The organism is Pseudomonas sp. LBUM1668 (assembly GCF_059695715.1).
Genome location: NZ_CP166787.1, coordinates 4,695,786 through 4,722,719, shown reverse-complemented (window position 1 = coordinate 4,722,719; position 26,934 = coordinate 4,695,786). Strand labels below are relative to the sequence as shown.

Here is a 26,934-nt window from a genome sequence, read left to right as displayed (position 1 = left end):
GCTATTGAAAGTCAGTGGACACAGCGCGTGGCGGTACAGGGATATCGCCTCTGTGCATTTTTCCGGTGCTCAGGACGCGTGCGTTGCCAGGCAGCAACCCCGTTGCAGCCGATAGCTCAACGGGGTTGCTGCCTGGCAACGAAGCTTAGAGCCCTTCGAAATGCACCAGCACTGCCGACTGCTTGCCGATATCGGCGTAGGGCAGGCTGGCATCATCGGCGTGGGTCAGAAAACGGTGTTCGGGCAGTTTCAGATGGGCTTTCTCGAACGCGCGCAGTACGGGCGTTGCACTGGAATAGTGAAAGTGCGCGTACCACAGCAGTTCATTGGGGATGAGGGTCTGATTCCGGATTTCATATTCCTGCATGAAGTCCTTTCGAGTTTTTTTGCCAAGATCTTTCAGCGGTGCGACCTTGCGAATGGTCACGGCGTTTTGTCCGATCAGATCCAGCAGCATGCCGTCGGTGGGTTTCTTGCTGGTCAGTGACTGGCGGGTGCGCAAGGCGCGGCCGGTGGCTGTCAGCTCGGTGGCGGTGGTGCGCAGTTCGACAATCATCGGGTCTTGTGGCGAAAGCGCATGGATACGATCGGCCCGGCGCGTCAGTTCGGCGGATTCACTGACCATCATGTGTTCCACATTGACCGGCAGCATGCCTTTATCGGCGTATGACTGAACCCGCCCCAGGTAAGTCGCTTGCGAATCGAGGCGCGTGCGTGCTTCGGCCAGCAACGCCGCGAGGTCTGGCTGTTCCTGCCGCGGGGGCACGATTGCCGATGCTTTCAGGCGATATTTCTGGTTGGCGGTTTCTTCCCAGACTTCGCCGTTTTTCATCGTGTATTCGTACTTTTTGGTTTTCGGATCCCAATTTTCCGTCCCGATCAGCCAGTATTCATCTTCAGTAGGGAAGACCTTGGGCGGTATTTTTCCTGCCTTTTGCGTAGTACGCACGGGCCGCGGGCGCGCGATGTTCTTGCGAGCATGGTCGGTGAGCAAATCAATTCCGGACAACAATGGGTCGACCATGTCCTCGTAGAAAAGCTGCGGATAACCGCTGGTCCAGACTTTCATCTCGCGACTGAACTCCGTGTACACATCTACGCAGCGTTGAAGGATTTGATCGCGTTGTTCGGACGTGACTTCAGCCAATGCCAAGGCACGATGTGTGTCCAGAGTACGTCTGAATTTTCCATGCAAATCGCGTATCTGATCATTGAGGTGATACCACGCCATCTCTTTGGGAATACCGGATCGATAAACCGCGTGATACCGATGTGAGACCCTCCTTTCAGTCAGCCGAAAATCGCTGTAAGCGTCGTTAACTTGCCCCAAACGGTCCGCTAGCCTTTGCCTGTCGTCTGCCTTCCCGATGCGTCTGTACCAGTGGTTTGCCTCATTTCTCAGGGTTTCAATCTGATCCAGTTCGGACAGCATCTCGACACGGTGTTCGCGTATCTGTTTATGCACTTCCCTCAGCTTGGCGTAGGCGTCTTCCGGCAACGCACGCAGTTGTGCGTTCAGTGCCTCGATTTTGCGGTAATGGGTATTCGACCAGTAGTAATGATTCACGCGGTGTAGGTACCGGTCCGCCACCATCGAGGCCGGATAGCTTTGCTGCTCGTTCACCATACGGCGTACATCGCCAGTGGACACCGCCTCCAGTTCGACCAACGTCTGGTAACGCCGCTTTCCCAGCTCAATGTCGCCGACAGCGGCGGCTTCAGACGCCGCAACCAAGGGCCGGCTTACTTTTTCCGCTGGTGTCGCTGCGAGGCGGTTTATCGCAACGTCGCTGTTTCTGATGCGCAAACGGAATTCGGGGGCCGAGGCGTTGGCCTGAATGGCCAGGTATTGATAACGGCGATGCGTTCGATCCACCCACCAGCGCGGCAAGCGTTGCCGAATGACCTGCGGCCAGATCGGTTCAAGCGCGTCGGCCAGATGCCCGGCGACATTACCGCCGCCGAGTCCACCGCCTTCGAATGTTGTGCCATGAACGCCGAACCAGGTGTCCCACTGGCCGGTTTCATCCAGGGCAATCGGTTGCCTGTAGGTGGCCTGGCGGGTACCGCGCAAACGCCAGAAGCGTGCGCTGGTGTCGAGTTGAACCTCGAAGATCCGGCCCTGACGGACAATGAAGTCACCGTCGGCATGGCGGTAGATCCCGCGATAAATACCGTGGTTGCCTGTTTGCAGGCCGGCCAGCGAAATCGGTTGTTCATACTCGTATCTGGCGAAGCGTGCGAGCAGGTGACGGGCCTGGCGCTGGCTGTTGCCATGCAGTGCCGCCACATTGCGCAGCAGCCGCTGCGCCTGGCGCATACGCGTCAATGCGCGGGCGGTGCGCGACAGGACACCGGTCAGCGCTTCACCGGGAAGCAGGTCGACCGCCGCGTCGATCAGGCACAACAACATCGTTGCCAGTTCTTCCAGCCCATCGCCGATCTCGCCGCGCAAGAACGCCGCCACCGCCTGGTTCGCCGCAGTCCAGGCATCGTAGAACGCGATGGCGGTGCCGATGAAGGGCAGCATGCCGAGCGCCATCTTCAAGTAGTTGAACGCACGCGGGCCGCGCAGCGCGAAACGTTCCAGATACAGCTCATCATTGGAACGGGAGGTATCGCGGTGCGCCATGATCAGTCGGCCCATGTGCGCATCGAGCAGGTGCGCGGCCAGGGAGGTGGTCGCCGGCCAGCGCGTGCCAACGCCGATCATCGCGTCAAAGCGTCTGTACACGGCTTCATTGATACGACTTTTATGAGCGCGCACATTGCCGTGGACCGTACGCCCGGCCACATAGGTGATCATCGAGTCTTGCTGGCAAAGCCTGTACAGCCCCAAGCGTGCCGTTTGCAGGTTGTCGTATGAACGCAAAAACCGGCCATCCGGGCTCTCGGGCAGATACACCAGAGTGACGCCGCTGACTTGCTCCTGGATAAAGGTCACACCCGATAGCGTGCTGGGCCCTTGACGCGGGGTGTCCTTGCCGCCCATGGTCAGGATGGCGGGCAGGATGACCACGCGTTGGTTATGCCTGTTCCACGCCTGTGCATGGTCGGCGCTGATCGCGATTTCCAGTATTTGCAGGTGGCTGTCGTTGATATGACCCTGCAAACGGGCAAAACGGCCTTGTAACCTGAGGGTCTGGCGCCAGGGCTCGATCAGGCATTCGCGGTGATGCGCCAAAGTGAACGCGGACGCGCCGCTAGCCCCTCGGAAGGCCTCGTAGATCTGACGTTCATAGGCCTTGGGAAGATCCAGTTCGGGCAGCACTTTGCGCAAATAGATCAGGTTGACGCCGTTGAGCAATCGGATACGGTCCTGACGATTCGCCGCGATCACCTTCAACCGCATGAATATCAGTCGCTGCGACAGCGAGTCCTGTTGCACCGATTGCTCTTTGTCGAGGTTGAGCTGCGCCAGTTCTTCAAGCGTGAGATGACTGCGCTTGTCACCGGCAACCATCACCGACGATCGCACGGGGGCCGTGGGCCCGGCGCTGTATCGGGTTTCCCATTTGACCTCATCGGGCAAATCCAGGGTGACCGTGAAATCACCCTGCAGCGAAAAGTCTTTGCGCAAACGCGCATGCAAGTGCTTGCGAGTGAAGTCGTCGCGTGGCTCCAACGCGGTGGTCATCAAGGCGTGGCTCAGTTGCATGGCCTTGATGAACGCGTGGATCTCGGTGTTGAGGGCGACGCGCTCGGTGACTGGCAGGTTGCCCAGCCAGTCGGGCAGGTTGGCGACCAGCGTGGCCGTTCGCTCTTGCTCCTGCACATGCATCAGCGCCAGGCTGCGCGCCGCATGCACGGGCACTTGCAGGGCGGCGTTGAAGCGTTCGCGCAACATGCTCAGTTGCTCGGCTTGTTCGGCTGCCTGCGCGTCGGCGCCAAGGCGTGTGCGGATTGCTGCGGCTTGCTCTTCGAATTCGCCGATCAGGCCATTCAAGGCGTGTCGCAGTGGATCTGTCTCGATTGCCTTCAGTTGCAGGGTGCGGGTCTTGTCCTGCGTGGTGATTTTGAACACGCGGTTTTCCAGCGACCGACGATCAGCGAATGTCTGCAGGCCACCGCCGGTGCCCGGCCAGTACAGCAACATGCTGTGCGCCGATGCCGGGTCGAGCAGCGCATCCGGGTGCGTCATCACGAACGGGCCCTTGAGTGCCTGCGTCGTGAGTGTGTGCTTGTCAGCGGTGTGCTCGCTCAGGCTCACGATCAGACTCGCGGCCCTGTGCCCGGCCCCCGGATTGGTCGGGGTATCCAGTAGCGCATTGACCCGTTCGCGCTCCTCAATGGTCACTTGTTCGAGCAAATATTGCGCGTTGATTTCCGCCTGCAAACCGTCCTTGTGGGCTTTATGCAGGGCGGTGAGTTGACGCTCGAACGTGGCCGGATCGGTAGCGCGCGAACCTGTCAGCAGGGCGGTGATCGCTGTGTCGGCGGCTTGTTCGGCGTTTTCCAGTGCCGCGTGTGCATCCTTGACCGGCTGTAATGTGCTGCTTTCTTGCGCGATACCGCGCAGCGTTTCCAGGGCAGTGCGCTGACGGCCCAATGCCGCCTGACGAAGCGCCCAGGGTATCTCGGCGTGCAGACTGCCGAACAATGACGGCTCATCGTCTTCGCTCACGTCAGGCGTCATGCGCGGTGGCGAGGCGAATACGCCGGTGGTGCTGCGTTGGCGGTCAGTCAGATCGGCATGATCGAGGGCGCTGCCGGCGTGTTCGGCAAAGTCTGGCGCGGCGATCCGGCTATTGCGTAGCGCATCAATCTGCGCCTTGCGCAAATGCTCCAGCAGGTCGGTCATGCCCGTGCTCAAAGGCAGATCGCGGTCGGTGTATTCGAATCCCATGCCAGCGCTGGGCAACCCACGTGGAACCAGATTCTGATCGGTCAGCCAGGCCTCAAGTTCGGTGCGCCCGGCGAACCCCTTGAATGCCTCGGCGCACAACGGCAGATACAGCCAATGCGGGAGCGGCGCGGCGTTTGCGAAGTTGATCACCCACGCGGCGGGAATCTTCACTTTGCTGCCGTTGCTCATCACCAGCGCCAGTGTCTGGGTGGTGACCTGCGCCGTGGCGCTGCTCGCATCCATCAGCAATGCCAAGGGCTTGAGTTGTGCCGCGGTCAGTTGGCGGCGGGCGAGGGCCACTTGAGCAGTGGCTTCCAGATGCTCGCAGTAAAACTGCCGGGCCCGTTCACGGCGTGACACCGGTGTACCCGGCGCGCGCTCATCCCAATACTCATTCCAGGCGGTGCGCAGGACTTGTTCCGGGTCGAGTGTCTTGATCCGTTCCAGCAATTGTTGCGGTGTCCGCGTGAACAGCGCATGCGTCGTCGGCAGGCCGATCACCTTGCACTGCTGATTGAGCGTGTCAGGCAGTGTCGGATGCTGGAAGACAAAGGCGCACGCCTGGACCAGCGGGACGAAGTGTTCAGGGCGTTGCTCGGTGGCCGCAAATTGCAGGCCGATGTCTGGCTCGCCCAGATCCCATTTCAGTTCCAGCGACCGAGCGAGGGTGTCGCGGGCGGCCGGAATACCGACAATCAGCTCACGCAAACCCTCGCTACTGTCACGCCAGCGCTGCGAAGCGGTCAAGAGCAGGGCGTCGTCGTAGGTGTCCGGCAAGCGTGTTTCGGTCGGCGGGGAAGACGAACTCAGGATGGGATAATCGAGAAGTATAAAATCTGGCATGGTCGCAATTGCTCGCTGTGTGAAGCGGAACTCCGCTTCTTGTCACGGCCATTGCATTGAATTTGTCGGCCTCGATGGCGGTACATAGTTATTGCCGGGCGACCGCTCGGCACTCTTCATCAAACTGTCATCGAACTGTGGCAGCGCGCTTGTACAAACTTCATCAGACTCGCGCTCTACTGGGGTTCTGCGTTTCGGTGTTTTTCCATGGGTAAGGTTTTTTTCTCGATCGCGGCCGTTCTGGCCGCGCTTTTGTTCGGCTTGCCGGCTTCTGCGGCGTCGCGCTGTGATGTGAATGTACCGACCGAACGGGTCGATCTGGCGCAGGTGAGCCTTGCCTACCAGAGCATCGGTCGTGCGTCGGATCCGGCATTGCTGTTGGTGATGGGGTTGGGCGGGCAGTTGATCCATTGGCCGGATGAGGTGGTTGAGGCGCTGTGTCAGCAGGGCTTTCGGGTGATTCGCTACGACAACCGCGATGTCGGTTTATCGACCTGGCGGCAGGCACCGGTGGAGGCCAACCTGACCTTTGAAGTGCTGCGCTACAAACTCGGACTGCCGGTGTCGGCGCCGTACAGCCTCACGGACATGGCCGACGATGCGCTGGGCCTGATGGACGCGCTGCATGTCGAGCAATTCCATGTGCTCGGTGCGAGCATGGGCGGGATGATCGCCCAGCACATGGCGGCCATGGCGCCGCAACGGGTGGAAAGTCTGACGCTGATCATGACCAGCTCCGGCGCCGAAGGGTTGCCGGCACCCAACGCGGCGCTGGTGCAATTGCTGGCGCGACGTGGTGCACCGAACCGAGAGGTGGCGCTGGAGCAGCAGGCGGATTTACTAGCGGCGCTCGGCAGCCCGGCGGTCAGCGATGATCGCCAGGAGTTGTTGCATCAAGCGGCGGCTTCCTACGATCGCGCGTTCAACCCGGAAGGCGTCAAGCGCCAGATCATGGCGATTCTGGCCGAGCCGAGCCGGGTGGCGCTGCTCAACCAGTTACGCGTGCCGACGCTGGTGGTGCACGGCACGGCCGATCCGTTGCTGCCGGTCATGCATGGTGTGCATTTGGCGGCGCACATTCGCGGCAGTCAGTTGAAGCTGATTCCGGGGCTGGCCCACCGGTTTCAGGAAGCGTTCAAGGAACCGTTGCTGGCGGCGGTATTGCCGTATTTGCAGGCGCACCGCGAAGACACTTCGCATTGGGCGCAGATTGAGCCGGTGGTGGGGCGTAATCTGCTGTAGCTGCGTCCGCTCCCACACAGGAATGCGTTCCCCTGTAGGAGCTGCCGAAGGCTGCGATCTTTTGATCTTGTTTTTAAAAGGTCAGGATCAAAAGATCGTCCGATCGCGGCCCGAGCCTTCGGCAGCTCCTACAGGGGTAGACGTTAGCCATGTACGCGCACCCAAACCGAAACCAACACCGTCGCCGCCATCAACCAGGCCACCGCCGCCACGGCCAGCGAAGCCTCCAGCCGCATCCGGTCGACCATCACATACAACGTCGCCAGATACACAAAGTACGGAATGATCGACCACATGCCGAAGACGATGGTGGTCTTCAGGTCATCAACCGAGCGGCCCTTGCCGACGATGTAGTGAGCAATCAGCGCAAACGTCGGGAACAGCGGCACCAACCCCGCGATGTAGTAGTTCTTCGTCTTGGCCAGCGCCGCGAGAATCAGCACAACCGCGGCACCGAGTGCCGCTTTCAGCAACAGATCCATCAGTGGCTCAACCCGTATTTTTTGACTTTGTCGAATAGCGTGGTCTTGGCCATGCCCAGTTCCAGACTGGCCTGGGTCAGGTTGCCGCCGCTGCGTTGCAGCGCGTCGCTGAGCAGGTTGCGTTCGAAGGCTTCCACCGCTTCGGCAAACGCCAAACCCTGGCCCGCGCTGCCAGCACCGGTTTTCTTGAACGCCGGCAAACCGAGGGCAAAACGCTCGGCGACGTTGCGCAGTTCACGCACGTTGCCCGGCCAGTCGTGGCTCATCAGGTTCGATAGGGTCTGGTTGTCCATGTCCGGTAGCGCGCGGTCGAAGCGCAAGGCCGATTGCTGGGTGAAGTGTTCGAACAGTTGCAGGATGTCTTCGCGGCGTTCGCGCAGTGGTGGCAATTCCAGCGTCACCACATTGAGACGGTAATAAAGGTCGCTGCGGAATTCGCCGGCCTTGCTCGATTCGTCGAGGTCGGATTTGGTCGCCGCAATCACTCGGCAATCCACCGCCACGCTCTGGTTCGAACCGAGGCGTTCGAGGGTGCGTTCCTGCAAAACGCGCAGCAGTTTGATTTGCAGCGGCAGCGGCATGCTTTCCACTTCATCAAGGAACAGCGTGCCGCCGTCGGCGTGTTCGATCTTGCCGATGCGGCGCTTGCCGGCGCCGGTAAACGCGTTGGCCTCGTGACCGAAGATCTCGCTTTCGAAAAGGTTCTCCGGCAAGCCGCCGCAGTTCAGCGCTACGAACTGCTTGCTGTGGCGCCGACTGAAATCGTGCAGGCAACGGGCGACCAGTTCTTTACCGGTGCCGGTTTCGCCTTCGATCAGGACGTTGGCCGAGGTGTCGGCGACGTTGGCGATCAACTCGCGCAGGTTCTGCATGGCCGGCGAGCGCCCGATGATCCGGCCTTCAAGCGAATCCCGCTCGGCCAGTTGCCGACGCAGCGACGAGACTTCGCGGGCGAGGCTGCGTTGCTCCAGCGCACGGCGTGCAACATCGACCAGGCGCTCCGGCGAGAACGGTTTCTCCATGAAGTCGTAGGCGCCTTTCTGCATTGCGCCGACTGCCATGGAGATGTCGCCGTGCCCGGTAATCAGCACCACCGGCAGGCTGCGGTCGCGTTGCTTGAGCCGGGTCAGCAGCTCCAGGCCATCGATACCGGGCAGACGAATGTCGCTGATGACGATACCGGCAAAGTTGTCGCCGATACGCTCCAGCGCCTCTTCGGCACTGCCGACGCCAATGCTGGGGATGTCTTCCAGCGTCAGCGCTTGCTGGCAGCCGAGCAACACATGGGGGTCGTCTTCGACGATCAATACACTGAGGTCTTGGTTCATATTGGCTCGGCAGGGGTAGGGCTTACCAACGGTAAACTGAGAACGAAAGTGGTACCGCCGCCACCAGGGTGTTCGACACCCAAATGTCCGCCCGTAGCGGCGGCGAGGCTGGCGGAAAGCGTCAGGCCCAGGCCCAGGCCTTGTTCGCCGGGCTTGGTGGTGAAGAACGGTTCGAACAGATGCTTGCGCGCCTCGGCGTCGACACCGTGGCCGTTGTCGCGCACGCGCAGGCGATATTTGCCATTGAACTCTTCACCTTCCAGCCACAGTTGCGGCAGCGGTTGCGCCTGCATGGCGTCGAGGGCGTTGCCGATCAGGTTGACCAGAATCTGTTCGAGGCGGGTCTGGTCGATGTGCAGCTGCACATCAATGAATTGTCGGTGCAGTTGCAGCGCCGGATTTTCCAGCCGCGCTCCGAGCAATTGCAGCGCCGCGTCTACGGCTTTGCCGAGGCTGGCCTGGCCCTGATTGTCACCACGCCGGGCAAACGAGCGCAGGCTGGCGGTGATCCGGCCCATGCGGTCGATCAGGTCGTTGATGGTTTTGAGATTGGTGCTGGCGACATCGAGCTGACCGCGCTCGAGAAAACGCACGGTATTGCCCGACAACGTGCGCATGGCCGCCAGCGGCTGGTTCAATTCGTGGGCGATGCTCGTGGACATCTGGCCGATGGCGGCAAGTTTGCCGGCCTGCACCAGTTCATCCTGGGCCCGGCGCAGCGTCTCTTCAGCCTGCCGGCGCTCGCGGATCTGACTCTTGAGTCGGTCGTTGCTGGCACGCAGGTCGGCGGTGCGTTCGGTAATCCGACGCTCCAGTTGATTGTTGGCTTCCTGCAAGGCTTCGCGGGCGGCGAGACGGGTGGCGATGACCTTGCGCCGCTCATTCCAGGCAATCAGCAGGAACGCCACCAAGGCAAATGCGACAGCGACCAGAATGCCTTGGTTGATCGCTTCGCGGCGCAAATCCTGAAGCGGCGTCAGCAGGGTGAAATTCCACGGTGTATCGCCAAGAGGCCGCGTCTGTGCCAGATAACTGATGTCGTCTTCGTCAGACTGCACTTCACTGTTGGCCGGGAAGGTGAGTTTTTCCACGCCTTCGGACAAGGTTTCCCGAGCCAGCGGTTGCAGCTCGGTGAGCGGGAACCAGTAGTACTGCAAGCTGCGGGCGAGTTTCTCTTTGACTTCGTCACTCAGCGGGATGACCGATTTAAGGCGTCTGGCCGGATCGCTGGACAGAATGATGATGCCGTTTTCATCGCTGACAAACGCTTCCAGGCGCGCCCGTTGCCAGCGTTCTTCCATGGCTTCGAGGCGCACTTTGACCACGGCAACGCCGATGATCTTGCCGTGTTCTTCGAGGCCGTGGGCGAGGTAGTAGCCGGGTTCGCCGTTGGTGCTGCCGATGCCGTAGAAGCGCCCGGGTTCACCGCGTATGGCTTTCTGAAAATAAGCACGGAAGGACAGGTCTTCGCCCAGATAACTGTCGACATCGCGCCAGTTGCTGGTGGCCATTACGCGGCCGGTGGTGTCCATCACGTAGATGGCCCGACTGCGGCTGCGCCGGTTCAGGCCTTCAAGGTAGTCGTTGACCGTTTGCCGGTGTTCCGGGGTCGGGTTGGCGAGCAATTGCGGGACACTGGTTTCCAGCTCCAGCAGGCTGGGGAGGTAGGTGTATTTGCTGATCTCGCTCTCGACGGCGCGGGCGTGCAACTCCAGCTGACGCTGGCCGTTCTCGCCAAGGCTGCGGATGCCGAAATGTTCACTGGTCCAGAAGCCGATAAAACCCAGGCCGACCATCAGGGCGATGACCAGTGGCGGCAGGAACAGATGACGAATCAGACGGGGCTTCACGGCAAGTGATGGCGGCGCGGCGCGATAGAGATTGGGGTCGCATTTCATCACAGATGCCTTGGGTCAACCACAACAACAAGCTATGGCGATCCCTTGTAGGAGCTGCCGCAGGCTGCGATCTTTTGATCTTCAAACTCACAATCAAAAGATCGCAGCCTGCGGCAGCTCCTACAGGGGAAGCCTGTGTTGCTTTTAGTGCTGCAGGATTTTCTCAAGGAAGTGCTGCGCGCGTTCGGAGCGGGCGCTGATGTCGCCGAAGAACTCTTCTTTCGGGCAGTCTTCGATGATTTTGCCGGCGTCCATGAAGATCACGCGGTCAGCCACTTTGCGCGCGAAGCCCATTTCGTGGGTCACGCACATCATGGTCATGCCTTCCTGGGCCAGTTGCACCATCACGTCGAGCACTTCGTTGACCATTTCCGGGTCGAGCGCCGAGGTCGGTTCGTCGAACAGCATGACGATCGGGTCCATTGCCAGCGCACGGGCAATCGCCACACGCTGCTGCTGACCGCCGGACAGTTGACCAGGATGCTTGTGGGCGTGAGCCGACAGGCCGACGCGCTCCAGCAGTTGCAGACCTTTTTTGGTCGCCTCTTCCTTGCTGCGGCCCAACACCTTGATCTGCGCGATGGTCAGGTTTTCGGTTATGGTCAGGTGCGGGAACAGTTCGAAATGCTGGAACACCATGCCCACGCGCGAGCGCAGTTTCGGCAGGTTGGTCTTCGGGTCGGCGATCGAAGTGCCGTCGACCACGATGTCGCCTTTCTGGAACGGTTCCAGCGCGTTGACGCATTTGATCAGGGTCGACTTGCCGGAACCTGACGGGCCGCAAACCACGATCACTTCGCCTTTTTTGACCTCGGTGCTGCAATCAGTCAGCACCTGGAAGTCCCCATACCACTTGTTGATGTTCTTGATAGAGATCATACGGCGAACCTTTTTTGCAGACGCTTGACCAGCAGCGAGGCGGCAAAGCTGATTGTGAAGTACACGAGACCTGCGAAGATCAGGAACTCATTGGAACGGCCAATGATGTCGCCACTGGCGCGCGAGGCATTGAGGAAGTCCACCAGGCCCACGGTGTAAACCAGCGAGGTGTCCTGGAACAGAATGATGCTCTGTTGCAGCAACAGCGGGGTCATCTTGCGAAACGCTTGCGGCAGGATGATCAGACGCATCATCTGTCCGTAGCTCATGCCCAGCGCCTGCGCAGCACCCATCTGACCTTTGGGAATCGACTGCACACCGGCGCGGACGATTTCGCAGAAGTAAGCCGCTTCAAACATCATGAACGCGACGATGCACGAGGTGAACGCACCGATCGGGGTGTCTTCGCCGGTGATCCAGCGCAGCACGAACGGCACCGCCAGATAGAACCAGGTGATCACCAACAACAGCGGGATCGAACGGAAATAGTTGACGTAGGCGCCGGCAACCCGCGACAGCAGTTTGCTCGAGGACAGGCGCATCAGCGCCAGGATGGTGCCGAGAATGATCCCGCCCACCACGCCCATCGCCATCAGCTTGAGGGTCATCACCATGCCGTTCCACAAGCCGGGAATGGCCGGGACGATGCCACTGAAATCAAATTCCATTATTTACCCCCCACGGAGATCAGGCCGGGCACGGCAACTTTCTTCTCGACCACGCGCATCAGCAGCATGAGGCTCATGTTCAGGGTGAAATAAATCAGGGTAGCGAGGGTGAACGCTTCAAACAGGTTGGCCGAGAACTCGGCGGTCTGTTTGGTCTGCGCGAGCAGCTCCATCAGCCCGATCAGCGAGGCCACGGAGGAGTTCTTGAAGACGTTCAAGAATTCCGAGGTAAGCGGCGGAATGATGATCCGGTAGGCCTGGGGCAGCAGCACGTTCCAGTAGATTTGCGGCAGCTTGAAGCCCATGGCGCGGGCGGCCGATTCCTGGCCACGCGGCAACGCCTGGATGCCGGTACGTACCTGTTCGCAAACACGCGCGGCGGTGAACAGACCCAGGCACACGACCACGCTCAGGTAGGCCGAAGTGGTCGGGTTGAGGTCCTGCTTGTACCACTCTTGCAGGTCCGCCGGCAGCAGGTCGGGCACCAGGAAGTACCAGATGAACAGCTGAACCAGCAGTGGCACGTTACGGAACAGCTCGACGTAGCAGGTCGCAATGCCCGACACGATGCGGTTCGGCACGGTGCGCATGACGCCCAGTATCGAGCCCAGCAGCAGAGCGATGATCCAGGCCACGATGGCGATGGCGATGGTCCAGCCCAGACCGGAAATGAACCAGTCGAGATAGGTCTCGCTGCCCACGCCGGTGGACTTGAAGAACACGCCCCAGTCCCAGTTGTAATTCATTAGGGTCTCCCCTCGATTCGATCGATATACAAGTGCCCGCCTGGGAAACTCCGTTCCCTCTGATCGTGAAGATCAGGCACACGCGATCGGCTCGACAGCCACCGGTTCGAGTGTTTCCAGAATGTGCCAGCAGGGAGTGACAAACTCCTGAAAGGGCCGAGCCCCTTCAGGAGATAAGGTTAGTCAGAAATCAGGATTTCTTGTCGTCAGCCGCTTTATCGGTCGGATTGGCGATCAGGGCCTTGAGCTCGTCGCTCATCGGGAAGTTCAGGTTCAGGCCTTTTGGTGGGATCGGCGCCATGAACCACTTGTCGTAGATCTTGGTGATCGCGCCCGATGCGTAGGTCGCCTTGATGGCGTCATCCACAGCCTTTTTGAACGGCTCGTCGCCTTTGCGCATCATGCAGCCGTAGATTTCGTAGGACTGTGGAGTACCGGTCACGGCCCAGTCGGTGGCTTTCTTGGCCTTGGCCGCTTCGCCGGCCAGCAGTGCGTCGTCCATCATGAACGCAACGGCACGACCCGATTCCAGCATCTGGAAGGATTCACCGTGGTCTTTGGCGGAGATGACGTTCATGCCCATCTGCTTGTCGGCATTCATCGCCTTGAGGATGCGCTCGGACGTGGTTCCGGCGGTGGTCACGACGTTCTTGCCTTTAAGGTCGTCGAAATCCTTGTACTTGGAGTCAACCTTGGACAGCAGACGGGTACCGATTTCGAAGATGCCGACGGAGAAGTCAACCTGCTGCTGACGCTCGACGTTGTTGGTGGTGGAGCCGCACTCGACATCCACGGTGCCGTTCTGCACCAGCGGAATACGGGTTTGCGAGGTTACCAGGTTGTATTTGACCTGCAGGTTTGGAAGGTCGAGGTCTTTCTTGATCGCTTCGACGATGGCCAGCTGGATATCGTGCGAGTAGCCGACCGGTTTGCCGGAGGCATCAGCGATGTAGGAAAACGGGATGGAGGCATCGCGGTGGCCCAGGGTAATGACACCGGACTCTTTGATCTTCTTCAGGGTGCCGGTGAGTTCGGCTGCGAAAACTGGCGTGCTGATCAGAGCGGCAGCAATGGCTGCGCCCAGGATATGGGGAACGATGCGCATCAAATTTTCCTCGACATTGTTTTTTTTATGGAGCCAGTTTGTCGGCCCTTTTGTGCTTCGAATGCCTGACGGCTCCTGAAGTGTTGGCACAACAGGCATTCGTCGAGAGAGTGTAGAGCATGAGTCGTGCCATACCAGTCGCGAATGCCTAACTATATGATTTATAAAGCTATTAAACTTTTGTGGCGGATTTTTGTGGTGTGGCTGATCCGGTTAACCGAATTGACTAACAGGTCGCGTTCGGAAATCCGAACGCATTTCTGTAGGAGTGAGCCTGCTCGCGATAGCGTCAGACCAGGCAACTTATTTGTGACGGATGTATTGCGATCGCGAGCAGGCTCACTCCTACAGGGATAGTGTCTTCCCGATATACGAAAAAGCCCCTGAATCTCACAATTCAGGGGCTTTCGTTTAAGCGATGTGTAGATCAGGCCGCTTCAATCTTGCGATTCTGCTCGACCTTGCCCAGATACGCCGCCAGTTTCTCCTGCTCGGCGGGTGTGGTGAACAACCCCAGCTTGCTGCGACGCCACAGAATGTCGTGCGCCGTCGTTGCCCATTCCTCGCTGCACAGGTAATCCACTTCGCGGGTGTAGAGCCCGCCACCAATGTGCTCACCCATGTCGGCGAGGGTTTCTACGCCTTCGAGCATGCGCCAGGTGCGGCTGCCGTAGGTGGTGGACCAGCGGCGGGCGATCTCGGTTGGCACGAAGTCGAACTTGTCGCGGATCAACGCGCTCAAGGCCTGCGGTGTGGTCATGTCTTCGCCGCCGGGCAGGGTCGCCGAAGCCGTCCAACTCGGGCGCATCTGGGTGAAGTACGGCATCAACTGCGCCATCGCCGACTCGGCGAGTTTGCGGTAGGTGGTCAACTTGCCGCCGAATACTGACAACAGCGGTGCTTCTTCACCGCCACCCGACAACGCCAGGGTGTAATCACGGGTCACGGCCGACGGGTTATCGGATTCGTCGTTGCACAGCGGACGCACACCCGAGTAGCTGTGCTGGATTTCGTCGCGGCTGACTTGCTTCTTGAAGTGAGCGTTGACCACTTTCAGCAGGTAATCGGTTTCGCCGTCGGTGATCGCCACTTTGGCTGGATCGCCGGTGTACTCGCGGTCGGTGGTGCCGATCAAGGTGAAATGGTTCAGGTACGGAATAGTGAAAACGATGCGCTGATCTTCGTTTTGCAGAATGTGCGCATGTTCGCCTTCATAGAGCTTCGGCACGATGATGTGGCTGCCCTGAATCAGACGGATGCCGTATGGCGACTCCATCTTCAGGTCGTCGCGAATGAATTTGGCAACCCACGGACCCGCGGCGTTTACCAGTGCTTTGGCGGTGATCGAGAACAGGCTGCCGTCGGCACGCTCAAGATTCAGATGCCACAAGCCTTTGGCGCGGCGGGCGCTGACGCAGCGAGTCTGGGTGTGCACATGGGCGCCTTTTTCCCGGGCAGCCATGGCGTTCAACACCACGAGGCGGGCGTCGTCGACCCAGCAGTCGGAGTATTCGAAGCCTTTGGTGATTTCGCTTTTCAGTGCGCTGTCGGCGTCGAACTTGAGACTGCGCGAACCTGCGAGTTTTTCGCGCTTGCCGAGGTTGTCGTAAAGGAACAGACCGGCACGAATCATCCACGCTGGACGCAGGTGCGGACGGTGGGGCAGCACGAAGCGCATCGGCTTGACGATGTGCGGTGCCTTGGCAAGCAACACTTCACGTTCAGCCAGCGCTTCACGCACCAGGCGGAACTCGTAATGTTCGAGATAGCGCAGGCCGCCGTGGATCAGCTTGCTGCTGGCCGACGAGGTGTGGCTGGCGAGGTCATCCTTTTCGCAAAGGAACACCGAGAGACCGCGACCGGCGGCATCCGCTGCGATCCCCACCCCATTGATCCCGCCACCGATGACGGCGATGTCGTAGATCTCGGAGATAGGGGGCGTACGCAAGGTAGATGTGGACATCGGCTGGCCTCGGGCTCTTGTGATTTTCTATATTTGAATTCGAACATTAATGTTCATTTGCGAAAATGGTAGCCCATAAACACGCGCACAGCCAGTCGCATTCGATTGAAAAAACTCATCGAAGGGCTGGGAAAGGAAAATTTTCGAACATTAAAAGCAAAAGATCGCAGCCTGCGGCAGCTCCTACATGGGTTCATTTGACCTGTAGGAGCTGCCGAAGGCTGCGATCTTTTGATCTTTGGGGGGGGGTTAAACCACTTCCAGCCGAATCTTGTGCTGGCTCAACAACTGCGCCAATGCCGGCACCGGTTGCTGGTCGGTCACCAGGCAATCAATCAGGCTGATCGGCCCGAGCCGGATCATCGCGTTACGTCCGAACTTGCTCGAGTCCGCTGCCAGAATCACCTGGCGTGCATTGGCGATGATCGCCTGCGAAACCCGGACCTCCTGATAATCGAAGTCGAGCAGACTGCCGTCCTCGTCGATACCACTGATACCGACCAGCGCGAAATCAACCTTGAACTGATTGATGAAATCCACACTCGCCTGACCCACCACACCGCCATCGCGACGGACATTGCCACCGGTCAGCAGCACATCGAAATCATCCTTGGCACTGAGCATCGACGCCACGTGCAGGTTATTGGTGATGATTTTCAGGTGGTTGTGATTGAGCAGGGCGCGGGCAATCGACTCGGTGGTGGTGCCGATGTTGATAAACAGCGAGGCATGATCGGGAATCTGTGCGGCGATGGCTTCACCGATGCGTTGTTTTTCATCGCGCATCTGATCGGCGCGCATCGCATAGGCAGTGTTTTCGACGCTGGAATCATAGGCCGCACCACCATGGTAGCGACGCAGCAGATTGGCTTCCGCGAGCTGATTGATATCGCGGCGGATGGTTTGCGGGGTAACAACGAACAGCGTGGCCATTTCCTCGATGCTCACATAGCCGCGTTCGCGGACCAGCTCGAGGATTTGCTGCTGACGGGGAGGCAGATTCATGGGGCTTCCTTTGGGCTGCCGTGCAAAATTTGCCCATGATGACGCAGGAATCCGCTCCCTACCAGTTTCCAAACAACGTGAAAGCTACTTCGTGCTGGGCGCCTACGGCGTTACGCAAGCAATCCTGCGTTAAAAACAGGCTCGGACTGCTCATTTACAAACCCGTAAACTCCGCGTCCTCGCCTGTTTTTGCCTTGTCTTGCCTTCGCTCGCTACGCTTTCACGCTGTTTGGACAGCTTTAGTCAGTCCTCAGGTTGGCTTATTCAGCGTCCTCGCGCGCCCAGTCACGGGTGCGGCTGACGGCTTTTTTCCAGCCTTTGTACAGTTTCTCTTTTTCTACTTCGTCCAGGCTCGGTTCAAACTCACGCTCGATCACCGCTTTACCACGCAGTTCATCCAGGCTGCCCCAGAAGCCGCATGCCAGACCTGCCAGATACGCCGCGCCCAGTGCAGTGGTTTCGCGCATTTGCGGGCGCTCGACCTGGGTGCCGAGGATGTCGGCCTGGAACTGCATGAGGAAGTTGTTCGCCACCGCGCCGCCGTCTACGCGCAGGGCTTTGAGGCGTTCGCCGGAGTCCTGTTGCATGGCGTCGAGGACATCTCGAGTCTGGTAGGCAATCGATTCCAGCGCGGCGCGGATGATGTGATCCACGCGCACGCCGCGAGTCAGGCCGAACAGCGCGCCACGGGCATACGGGTCCCAGTACGGAGCGCCGAGACCGGTAAAGGCCGGTACCAGGTACACGCCGTTGCTGTCCTTGACCTTGTTGGCGAAGTATTCGGTGTCGTGGGCGTCGTTGATGATTTTCAGCTCATCGCGCAGCCATTGCACGGTCGAGCCGCCGTTGAATACCGCACCTTCCAGCGCATAAGCGACTTCGCCACGCGGGCCGCAAGCGATGGTGGTGAGCATGCCATGCTTGGATTTCACCGCTTTGTCGCCGGTGTTCATCAGCAGGAAGCAGCCAGTGCCGTAGGTGTTTTTCGCCTGGCCCGGCTCGACGCACATCTGGCCGAACAACGCCGCTTGCTGGTCGCCAGCGATACCGCCGATGGCAATGCCGCTTTTGGTGCGGCCATAGATCTCGGAAGAAGCTTTCACTTCCGGGAGCATTTCGCGCGGGATGTCGAGGATCTCCAGCATCTTCGCGTCCCACTCAAGCGAGTGAATGTTGAAGAGCATGGTGCGCGAGGCGTTGGTGTAGTCGGTGACGTGCACCTTGCCGCCAGTGAATTTCCAGATCAGCCAGCTATCGATGGTGCCGAACAGCAATTCGCCGTTGCGCGCACGCTCGCGGCTGCCTTCGACGTTGTCGAGGATCCACTTCAATTTGGTGCCAGAGAAGTACGGGTCGGTGACCAGACCTGTGGTGTCACGGATGTACTCTTCGTGGCCATCGCGCTTGAGCTGCTGGCAGATCTCGGTGCTGCGGCGGCACTGCCAGACGATGGCATTGTAGACCGGACGGCCGGTGGTCTTGTCCCAGACCACCGTGGTTTCACGCTGGTTGGTGATACCGATGGCGGCGACCTGATCGTGATGCAGACCGGCCTGGGCCAGCGCTTCGACCATCACTGCGCTCTGAGTGGCGAAAATTTCCATCGGGTCGTGTTCGACCCAACCGGCTTGCGGGTAATGCTGGGCGAATTCGCGCTGCGCGGTGCAGACCACGTTCGCATCGCGGTCGAAAATGATCGCGCGGGAGCTGGTCGTACCCTGATCGAGGGCAATGATGTAGTTCTTATTCTGAATGTCGGTCATGTCGATTGCCTTGGACGAAATAAGGGAGAGTGGGCCGTGGCGCAGGTTATATAGGGCAGGAACCTGCGCCGACTGTTTCAAGAAGTTCTTGGTTTGCCGTCAATGGCCGGTTCTGCATCCTTTGTAGCAGGTGTGGCGCCGGTCAGGTGACGGGCGATGAGCCCGCGATACCCGGCAGCGCCGAGGCAGGCACCGACAATCGGTGCAAAAATCGGAATCAGGAAATACGGAATGTCACGGCCGCCAGTGAAGGAAATTTCACCCCAGCCGGTGAAGAAAGTCATCAGTTTCGGACCAAAATCACGCGCCGGGTTCATCGCAAAACCGGTCAGCGGGCCCATCGAACTGCCGATCACCGCAATCAGCAAACCGATCAGCAGCGGTGCCATCGGGCCTTTCGGCAAGCCGTTGTTGTCATCGGTCAGGGCCATGATCACGCCCATCAGGATCGCGGTAATGATCATCTCGACCAGGAACGCCTGAGCGGTTGACAGCACCGGATTCGGGAATGTCGAGAACACCGACGCCAACTCAAGGCTGGCGGCCGAGCCACGAACCATTTGATGGGTTTGTTCGAAATCGAAGAACAGGTTGCTGTACAGCGTGTAAACCAACAGCGCACCGCAGAAGGCGCCGGCAATTTGCGAGAGGATGTAGAACGGCAGTTTGCGCTTTTCGAAGTCGGCGAAGATTGTCAGGGCGATGCTGACGGCCGGGTTCAGGTGCGCGCCGGAAACACCGGCAGTGAGGTAGATCGCCATGCTCACGCCGACGCCCCAGATGATGCTGATTTCCCACAGGCCGAAGCTGGCGCCCGCGACTTTGAGCGCGGCGACACAACCGGTGCCGAAGAAGATCAGGAGGGCAGTACCCAGGAACTCGGCCATGCATTGGCCTGAGAGCGATGGTTGCTGTAAAGCAGTTGTCATTGAAAACCTCGATTTTTGTTGTTGTCTGGCGCGTTGCCGACAGGGCAAGGCGCGATTTTCCCCGAGGCAGGATCCCCATCCTGTTCCCGGTTACTGCTGGGTGCTGCGATGACCGCAATTCTTACATTATTCAGATTCGAAAAAATATAGACAAGAAACAAACCTGTCAAAGGTCGAAAGTGAACTGTCGGTCACAATGTAACTATTCGCGTTGTGAATGATCCTTCTGCATCGGCGCAGAGCGACGAGTTCGAAAAGCCTGCAAGCCACGGGAAACGTGGCTTGGAATAGAGCCTTTGCGCTGTGAAAGCCTGGAGTGATCGCCTAGAATCCGGGGCAGCATTTTCCTGTCACTGCCGAGCCTGGAGTTGCCATGACCCCTGCGTTGGACTTGTTGAAAAAAGTTCGTGCCGAACATCGCGTGCACAGTTACGAACATGACCCGAAGGCCGCATCTTATGGGCTGGAGGCGGCAGAGAAGCTTGGCCTCGAGCCTGCGCAGGTGTTCAAGACGTTGCTGGCGGCCAGTGAAAAAGGCGAATTGCTGGTGGCGGTGGTGCCGGTCGTCGGAAGCCTCGACCTCAAGGGCTTGGCCCATGCCGCTGGCGTGAAAAAAGTCGAGATGGCAGACCCGGCCGCGGCTCAGCGTTCCACAGGGTATTTGTTGGGTGGTATCAGCCCTTTGGGGCAGAAAAAGCGCCTGCGCACCTTTATTGATCATTCAGCTCAGGGTTTTGCGTCTATTTATGTCAGCGCCGGTCGGCGAGGGCTGGAAGTCGAGTTGGCGCCTGCAGTACTTGCCGAACACACCCAGGCGAAATTTGCCGATATTGGCCGCGCGTGACATTCACTCGCGCTGTATGAAGAAAATTCGCCGGATCTGTCACTGGCGCTGATTTCAGCCTGGTTGCATGCTCTTTCAACTGACTTAGGGAGAAGGTTATGCAGCTCGAGTTTCATCAGGTTGACGCGTTCAGTGATCGGCCGTTCAGTGGCAATCCGGCAATGGTTTATCGGCTCGATGCGTGGCTCGCCGATGAGCTGATGCAGAAAATCGCTGCCGAACACAATCTTGCGGAAACTGCGTTTATGGTGCGCGAAGGTCAGGTCTGGCATATCCGCTGGTTCACTCCGACCACCGAGGTGCCGTTATGCGGTCACGCGACGCTAGCCAGCGCTTACGTGCTGTTCGAGATCTACAAGGAAGAAGCCGAACGTATCGACTTCACTTGCAAGTCCGGGCCGCTGAGCGTCAGTCGTCAGGATGGCCGCTTATGGCTGGATTTCCCGTCGATTGTGCCGTCAGAGATTGGTGTGACGCTGGATGTCGAGCGTGCGCTGGGTGTCGAGGCGGTGGATGTGCTGGGCTCCAACGAACTGTTCGTGGTCCTGGAATCGGAGCAGGCGGTGCTCGATTGCACGCCGGACATGGTCGCGTTGGCCAAACTGCCGTGGCTGGGCGCTATCGTCACCGCACGCGGCAACCAGCACGATTTCGTCTCGCGTTATTTCGCCCCGGCGATAGGTATCAATGAGGACCCGGTGACCGGTTCGACTCATTGCAGCCTGATCCCTTACTGGTCGAAGCGTCTGGGCAAATCGAGCCTGACCGCTTGCCAGCGCTCGGCGCGGGGCGGGGAGTTGTTTTGTCGGCAGGAAGGCGAGCGAGTGAAGATTGGCGGCAATGCGACGCTGGTTGCCAGCGGCACCTTGATCCTCGGTTAAAAGCTAAAAGATCGCAGCCTTCGGCAGCTCCTACACTGATCCCTGTAGGAGCTGCCGAAGGCTGCGATCTTTTGATCTTCAGAGAGCAGTGCTGTAGCGCCGAACGCCGTTTTCCACCGCTGGAATCTGCGCGACCGTGCTGCCCGAGGCCTGGAACAGCACCAGGTGTTCGGCCGCAACGCGAATGCCTACCTCAGCACCGACATGATGATCGGCGTGGCTCGGGAATATCGACTCAAGTTGTGCACCGGTCGGCAGTTGCAGGCGATACAGCGTCGATGCGCCTTGAAATGTCTTGCCGACAATCTGCGCCTTCAGCGCGCTATCCGGCGCATACACGATGTCATCCGGCCGCAGCAACACATCCACTGCGCCGCCAATCGGCCAGGTATAAGCCCGATTACCGCGCAGTTCGCCGAGTTCGGTTTGCACCGATTCCGGGCTGGCGAGCTGGCCGCGAATGAAGTAGCCCTGACCGATAAAACTGGCTACAAACTGGGTGGCCGGTTCGTGATACAGGTTGTACGGCGTGTCCCATTGCTCCAGTCGACCTTCCTTGAAAACGCCGACGTGATCGCTCACGGCAAAGGCTTCTTCCTGGTCGTGGGTCACCAGAATCGCGCTGGTGCCACGAGCCTTGAGGATGTCGCGCACTTCGTGGCTGAGCTTGCGCCGCAGCTCGCCATCGAGGTTGGAGAACGGTTCATCAAGCAGCAGCAATTGCGGTTCTGGCGCCAAGGCACGGGCGAGGGCGACGCGCTGTTGCTGGCCGCCGGACAGCTCGTGCGGGAAGCGCTTGCCGAGGTTCTTCAGGTTGACCAGTTCCAGCAACTCTTCGGTTACGCGCGCCTTGTTCGGGTGCTTGCGAATGCCGAAGGCAATGTTGTCCGCGACACTCAGGTGCGGAAACAGTGCGTAGTCCTGAAACACCATGCCGATCCGGCGTTTCTCCGGCGCCAGGGTGAAACCGGCGCTGGAAATAGTCTCGCCGCCCAGAGTGATTTCGCCTTCGTGCACCGGTTCGAAACCGGCAATCGCGCGCAGGGTGGTGGTCTTGCCGCAGCCGGACGAGCCGAGCAGGCAACCGATGTCACCGGCGTTGAGGTGCAGATTGAGGTTCTGCACCACACGTTGGTCCTGATAGCCGCAAGCGAGGTTGCGCAGGTTCAGCAGTAATTCATGGCTCATGCGTGGTGATATGCCGGTTCGACGAGGAACTCGAGCAGGGCCTTCTGTGCGTGGAGACGGTTTTCTGCCTGATCCCAAGCGACGGAGCGCGGGTCATCCAGCAGGTCGAGACTGATTTCTTCGCCACGGTGCGCGGGCAGGCAATGCAGGAACAGCACGTCCTCGGCCGCGAGGTCGAGCAGGGCACGGTTGACCTGGAACGGTGCGAACAACTTGAGGCGTTTGGCGGTTTCCTCTTCCTGGCCCATGGAGGTCCAGACGTCGGTGCTCACCAGGTGTGCGCCGCGCACGGCATCCTTTGGATCGCGGACGATGGTCACGCGATCGCCGGCCTTGGCGACGAATTCCGGGTTGGGCTCGTAGCCTTCCGGGCAGGCGATGCGCAACTGGAAGTCGAACTGGATCGCCGCTTCTATATAGCTGTTGCACATGTTGTTGCCGTCGCCGATCCAGGCCACGGTCTTGCCCTGGATCGAGCCACGATGCTCAAGAAAAGTCTGCATGTCGGCCAGCAACTGGCACGGGTGCAGGTCATCGGACAGGCCGTTGATCACCGGTACGCGCGAGTTGGCGGCAAATTCGGTGAGAGTGCTGTGGGCGAAAGTACGGATCATCACCGCATCAAGCATGCTCGACATGACGATGGCGCAGTCGCCGATCGGCTCGCCACGGCCCAGTTGCGTGTCGCGCGGCGAAAGAAAGATCGCCTGGCCGCCGAGCTGGATCATGCCGGCCTCGAACGAGATCCGGGTGCGGGTCGAGGATTTCTCGAAGATCATCCCCAGCACGCGGTTTTTCAGAGGCTCGAACAGTACGCCGCGGTTACGCAGGTCCTTGAGCTCAACGCCTCGACGGATCACGCTGACCAGCTCTTCGGGCGTGCAATCCATCAGGGAGAGAAAGTGCCTTGCGCTCATCATTGACTACCTTTTGCTACAAACCGCAGATGCTCAAAGCCTTGTTTATCGGAACAACGGGCGAGACCTGCGGCGTAAGCCGCACAGGGCGACGAAATAGGGGAAGGCGCGATATTGACATTAAATGTCGCGTTTTTCCAATAGGCTACGGTTTTTGCGGGATTCGGAGGGCGGACGGCAAGTTGCAGTCGCGCATTTGAAGCCGGGTTCAGGACAGCAGCGAACCTCTTTGTACACTGGCCTTACCGGGCTTGGCAATCAGGCGTGGCGGGTATGGCGCCACGCTGGTCGCTTTAATACCGGGTGATCGCGCAATCGCTTGGTCGGATGTTCGCGTGGAAACATTTGCTAAAGCAAAGTGCTGAGTTATAAATAGCCTTCGAGCGACGCAGGAAGCCTCCGCATGGAATCGAAAGAACAACTGTTAATGGATTTGCTGGGCCACACGGCTCGCTCCTTGACCCATCTCACCGCTTCAATGACCTCGATGTCCTTCGAACTGCTGCGCAGCGAGGACGAAGTGGTCAAGGCCGCCAGCCGTCAAATGATTGATCGCATGGCGACCATCAGTGCCGGGCTCGACGAGCATTGGCGCCTGATCGGCGAACTCACCGGCGTGCACATTGCCCACGAGCAGATCGAAACCATTCAGGAAATCCAGTTGGCGCCGCCACCCTCTCTGCCGATCAATTGATCGCGTCGGCCTATCGGCTCGCCTGATGGCCGCCGATTCACAAGACGAACGTCGCTGGCGCCGTGTCGGCACACGGGCCATAGTTTTGTTCCCGCAGGCGTTGTTGCCTGCCCAGAACAAAACAGAGACTGGCCATGACCAAGACTCTCCATCACCGTGCCTGCCACCTGTGTGAAGCCATTTGCGGCTTGACCATCGAAACCACCGAAACCGATGGCGCTGTCGCGATTACCTCGATCAAGGGCGATGCCCTCGACACCTTCAGCCGTGGGCACATCTGCCCCAAGGCCGTGGCTCTGCAAGACATTCAGAACGATCCTGATCGGCTGCGCCAGCCAATGCGCCGTGTCGGTAGCGAATGGCTGCCGATCGAGTGGGACGAGGCATTTGCATTGGTGGCCGAGCGCCTGGCAGCGATCCAGGAGCGGCATGGGCAGAATTCAGTGGCTGTGTACCAAGGCAACCCAAGCGTGCACAACTATGGGCTGATGACCCACAGCAATTACTTCCTCGGACTGTTGAAAACCCGTAACCGCTATTCCGCGACATCGGTCGATCAACTGCCCCATCACCTCAGCAGTTACCTGATGTACGGCCACGGCTTGCTGCTGCCGATCCCCGACATCGATCACACCGATTTCATGCTGATCCTGGGCGGCAATCCTCTCGCCTCGAACGGCAGCATCATGACGGTGCCCGACGTCGAAAAACGCCTTAAGGCGATTCAGGCCCGCGGCGGCAAAGTGGTGGTGGTCGATCCGCGACGTAGTGAAACGGCGGCAATCGCCGATCAACATATGTTCGTGCGTCCCGGGGGCGATGCTGCGTTGTTGTTTGGTTTGCTCAACACGTTGTTTAGCGAGGGATTGACCAGCGACAGTCATTTGCCAGTGGATGGCCTGGACGAAGTGCGCGCGGCCGTTTCGACGTTCACCGCCGAAGCCATGAGCCCGTTGTGCGCGGTGCCCGCCGAGCAAATCCGCCAATTGGCCCGCGACTTCGCCGCCGCACCGAGTGCGGTGTGTTATGGGCGGATGGGCGTTTCCACTCAGGCGTTCGGCACGTTGTGCCACTGGGTGGTGCAGTTGATCAATCTGGTCACTGGCAATCTGGATCGCGTTGGCGGGGCGCTGTGCACAGAGCCCGCAGTGGATCTGGTGGCGTCGACCTCGGGCGGGCATTTCAACAAATGGCAAAGCCGTGTTTCCGGGCGCCCTGAATACGGCGGCGAACTGCCGGTGTCGGCGCTGGCTGAAGAGATGCTCACCGAAGGTGAAGGACAGATCCGTGCGCTGATCACCGTGGCCGGCAATCCTGTGCTGTCGACGCCCAATGGTCGACAACTCGAACAAGCGCTGGACGGTCTGGAGTTCATGGTCAGCATCGACCTGTACATCAACGAAACCACACGTTATGCCGACCTGATTCTGCCGTCGACTTCGGCGCTGGAGAACGATCACTACGACACCACGTTCAACCTGTTCGCGGTGCGCAACGTCACCCGCTTCAATCGCGCGATCCTCGCCAAGCCCGAGGGCGCGCTGCATGACTGGGAAATCTTTGTCGGTCTGGCCAAGGCCTTCGCCGAGAAAACCGGCAAGGAACTGAAGCCGACCATGCCGCCGGCGAAGATGATCGACATGGGCCTGCGCATGGGGATGTACGGCGATGCCGCCGAACAAAAACTGTCGCTGGCGACGCTGTTTGACCATCCCCATGGAATAGATCTGGGCGCGTTGAAGCCTAATCTGGCCGCGCGCCTGAAAACGCCGAGTCAACGCATACAGGCTGCGCCGCCAGAGATCCTCGCTGACCTGGCGCGGTTCGCCGCCTTGCAGGCACCGGCCGCCGATGAACTGTTGATGATCGGTCGCCGGCATGTGCGTAGCAACAATTCGTGGATGCACAACTATCACCGTCTGGTGAAGGGCAAGCCGCGTCACCAGTTGCTGATGCACCCGGATGACCTCGTCAGCCGCGGGCTAAATGATGGACAGCTTGTGCGGGTGAGTTCGCGGGTCGGGCAGATTGAAGTGGAAGTGCTCGGCAGCCTCGACATGATGAAAGGCGTGGTCAGCCTGCCGCACGGTTGGGGGCATGCGCGTCCGGGAGTGCAGATGGCGATCGCCAGCAGTCAACCGGGGTCGAGCGCCAATGACCTGACCGACGAATGCCAGCTCGACGAGTTGTCCGGCAATGCAGCGCTCAATGGTGTGCCGGTGACCGTGGCGGCGGCTTGAGCATGTCTGTCGGGGAGACCGAGCATGGCGCTCGGGATTCCGTTACAATGCGCCACCGTGCCGACCCGTGAGTCGGAAAGTTCAGCCGAGGTGCTCCATGGATATCATCGAAACGATTAAAGAGCAGATTGCCAACAACACCATTCTGCTTTACATGAAAGGCTCGCCGAATGCCCCACAATGTGGCTTTTCCGCGAAAGCTGCACAGGCTGTCATGGCGTGTGGTGAGAAGTTTGCGTACGTGGACATCCTGCAGAACCCGGAAATCCGCGCCAACCTGCCAAAGTACGCCAACTGGCCGACTTTCCCGCAACTGTGGGTCGGCGGTGAGCTGGTCGGCGGTAGCGATATCATGACCGAGATGTCGGCAGACGGTTCGCTGCAAAGCACCATCAAGGCTGCTGTCGAAGCCGCTGCTGCGAACAAGTCCGAAGCCTGATCGGCTTGTAGGGAAGCAAGCTTTTTTGCTTCCC

General features: G+C 59.4%; 20 protein-coding genes. 6 read left to right on the top strand and 14 right to left on the bottom strand.

All coding sequences use genetic code 11. The annotated features are described in order from the left end of the window. Positions 1-145: 145 nt before the first annotated feature. Entirely contained in the window at positions 146-5,689 is a 5,544-nt protein-coding gene (locus tag ACA061_RS21260; RefSeq protein ID WP_497299991.1) for a dermonecrotic toxin domain-containing protein, read from the bottom strand. Between the two features lie 207 nt (positions 5,690-5,896). On the opposite strand from ACA061_RS21260, the gene ACA061_RS21255 reads away from it, so the two are divergent. Next, positions 5,897-6,931, top strand: a complete 1,035-nt coding sequence (locus tag ACA061_RS21255) for an alpha/beta fold hydrolase (RefSeq protein ID WP_497299990.1) — start codon at positions 5,897-5,899, stop codon at positions 6,929-6,931. Between the two features lie 143 nt (positions 6,932-7,074). Here the strand turns inward: ACA061_RS21255 and ACA061_RS21250 are convergent, their stop codons facing one another. The 11 genes from ACA061_RS21250 to ACA061_RS21200 all read right to left on the bottom strand — a co-directional run bounded on the left by ACA061_RS21250 (position 7,075) and on the right by ACA061_RS21200 (position 19,697). Then, positions 7,075-7,404 carry a GlpM family protein gene (locus ACA061_RS21250; protein ID WP_181818525.1) on the bottom strand — a complete coding sequence of 110 codons (330 nt, stop codon included), beginning with the start codon at positions 7,402-7,404 and terminating at the stop codon, positions 7,075-7,077. Between the two features lie 8 nt (positions 7,405-7,412). Then, positions 7,413-8,741, bottom strand: a complete 1,329-nt coding sequence (gene aauR, locus ACA061_RS21245; RefSeq protein ID WP_497299989.1) for a two-component response regulator AauR — start codon at positions 8,739-8,741, stop codon at positions 7,413-7,415. Beyond that, positions 8,738-10,639 (bottom strand): two-component sensor histidine kinase AauS, encoded by a 1,902-nt coding sequence (aauS, locus tag ACA061_RS21240; protein WP_497299988.1) that lies wholly within the window; start codon positions 10,637-10,639, stop codon positions 8,738-8,740. Before aauS ends, aauR begins: the two co-directional genes overlap by 4 nt. A 144-nt stretch (positions 10,640-10,783) precedes the next feature. Then, positions 10,784-11,518 (bottom strand): amino acid ABC transporter ATP-binding protein, encoded by a 735-nt coding sequence (locus ACA061_RS21235; RefSeq protein ID WP_042560754.1) that lies wholly within the window; start codon positions 11,516-11,518, stop codon positions 10,784-10,786. Next, a complete protein-coding gene (locus ACA061_RS21230; RefSeq protein WP_042560753.1) occupies positions 11,515-12,186 on the bottom strand; it encodes an amino acid ABC transporter permease in 672 nt (223 codons plus the stop codon). Before ACA061_RS21230 ends, ACA061_RS21235 begins: the two co-directional genes overlap by 4 nt. Continuing rightward, positions 12,186-12,932, bottom strand: coding sequence for an amino acid ABC transporter permease (locus ACA061_RS21225; protein ID WP_095190466.1), 747 nt, complete (start codon positions 12,930-12,932; stop codon positions 12,186-12,188). Before ACA061_RS21225 ends, ACA061_RS21230 begins: the two co-directional genes overlap by 1 nt. Positions 12,933-13,122: 190 nt before the next feature. Then, on the bottom strand, positions 13,123-14,037 hold the full coding sequence (locus ACA061_RS21220) for a glutamate/aspartate ABC transporter substrate-binding protein (RefSeq protein ID WP_042560751.1): 915 nt from the start codon (positions 14,035-14,037) through the stop codon (positions 13,123-13,125). A 427-nt stretch (positions 14,038-14,464) separates the two neighbouring features. Then, the gene (glpD, locus tag ACA061_RS21215; protein WP_497299987.1) at positions 14,465-16,000 is read right to left on the bottom strand and encodes a glycerol-3-phosphate dehydrogenase; all 1,536 of its coding nucleotides are present in this window, start codon (positions 15,998-16,000) and stop codon (positions 14,465-14,467) included. Between the two features lie 249 nt (positions 16,001-16,249). Next, positions 16,250-17,005: a DeoR/GlpR family transcriptional regulator gene (locus ACA061_RS21210; RefSeq protein ID WP_007916700.1), complete on the bottom strand. Its 756-nt coding sequence runs from the start codon at positions 17,003-17,005 to the stop codon at positions 16,250-16,252. Positions 17,006-17,265: 260 nt separating this feature from the next. Beyond that, positions 17,266-18,768, bottom strand: a complete 1,503-nt coding sequence (glpK, locus tag ACA061_RS21205; RefSeq protein WP_042560749.1) for a glycerol kinase GlpK — start codon at positions 18,766-18,768, stop codon at positions 17,266-17,268. A gap of 77 nt (positions 18,769-18,845) precedes the next feature. Beyond that, complete coding sequence (locus ACA061_RS21200; RefSeq protein ID WP_150601738.1) at positions 18,846-19,697, bottom strand: MIP/aquaporin family protein; 852 nt, start codon at positions 19,695-19,697, stop codon at positions 18,846-18,848. Positions 19,698-20,070: 373 nt separating this feature from the next. On the opposite strand from ACA061_RS21200, the gene ybaK reads away from it, so the two are divergent. Next, complete coding sequence (gene ybaK, locus ACA061_RS21195; RefSeq protein ID WP_150601737.1) at positions 20,071-20,541, top strand: Cys-tRNA(Pro) deacylase; 471 nt, start codon at positions 20,071-20,073, stop codon at positions 20,539-20,541. Between the two features lie 98 nt (positions 20,542-20,639). Beyond that, positions 20,640-21,422, top strand: a complete 783-nt coding sequence (locus ACA061_RS21190) for a PhzF family phenazine biosynthesis protein (RefSeq protein WP_497299986.1) — start codon at positions 20,640-20,642, stop codon at positions 21,420-21,422. Positions 21,423-21,500: 78 nt separating this feature from the next. On the opposite strand, the gene ACA061_RS21185 is transcribed toward ACA061_RS21190, so the two are convergent. Both ACA061_RS21185 and argF read right to left on the bottom strand, forming a co-directional pair. Next, positions 21,501-22,610, bottom strand: a complete 1,110-nt coding sequence (locus ACA061_RS21185) for an ABC transporter ATP-binding protein (protein WP_150601735.1) — start codon at positions 22,608-22,610, stop codon at positions 21,501-21,503. Further along, entirely contained in the window at positions 22,607-23,527 is a 921-nt protein-coding gene (gene argF, locus ACA061_RS21180; RefSeq protein WP_150601734.1) for an ornithine carbamoyltransferase, read from the bottom strand. The genes ACA061_RS21185 and argF overlap by 4 nt, the downstream gene beginning before the upstream one ends. A 403-nt stretch (positions 23,528-23,930) precedes the next feature. On the opposite strand from argF, the gene plzR reads away from it, so the two are divergent. The 3 genes from plzR to grxD all read left to right on the top strand — a co-directional run bounded on the left by plzR (position 23,931) and on the right by grxD (position 26,900). Next, complete coding sequence (gene plzR / locus ACA061_RS21175; RefSeq protein WP_150592781.1) at positions 23,931-24,221, top strand: PlzR type 4 pili assembly inhibitor; 291 nt, start codon at positions 23,931-23,933, stop codon at positions 24,219-24,221. A gap of 134 nt (positions 24,222-24,355) precedes the next feature. Further along, the gene (locus ACA061_RS21170) at positions 24,356-26,461 is read left to right on the top strand and encodes a molybdopterin oxidoreductase family protein (RefSeq protein ID WP_497299985.1); all 2,106 of its coding nucleotides are present in this window, start codon (positions 24,356-24,358) and stop codon (positions 26,459-26,461) included. A 97-nt stretch (positions 26,462-26,558) separates the two neighbouring features. Next, positions 26,559-26,900 carry a Grx4 family monothiol glutaredoxin gene (gene grxD, locus ACA061_RS21165; protein ID WP_042560740.1) on the top strand — a complete coding sequence of 114 codons (342 nt, stop codon included), beginning with the start codon at positions 26,559-26,561 and terminating at the stop codon, positions 26,898-26,900. The last annotated feature ends 34 nt before the right edge of the window (positions 26,901-26,934 follow it).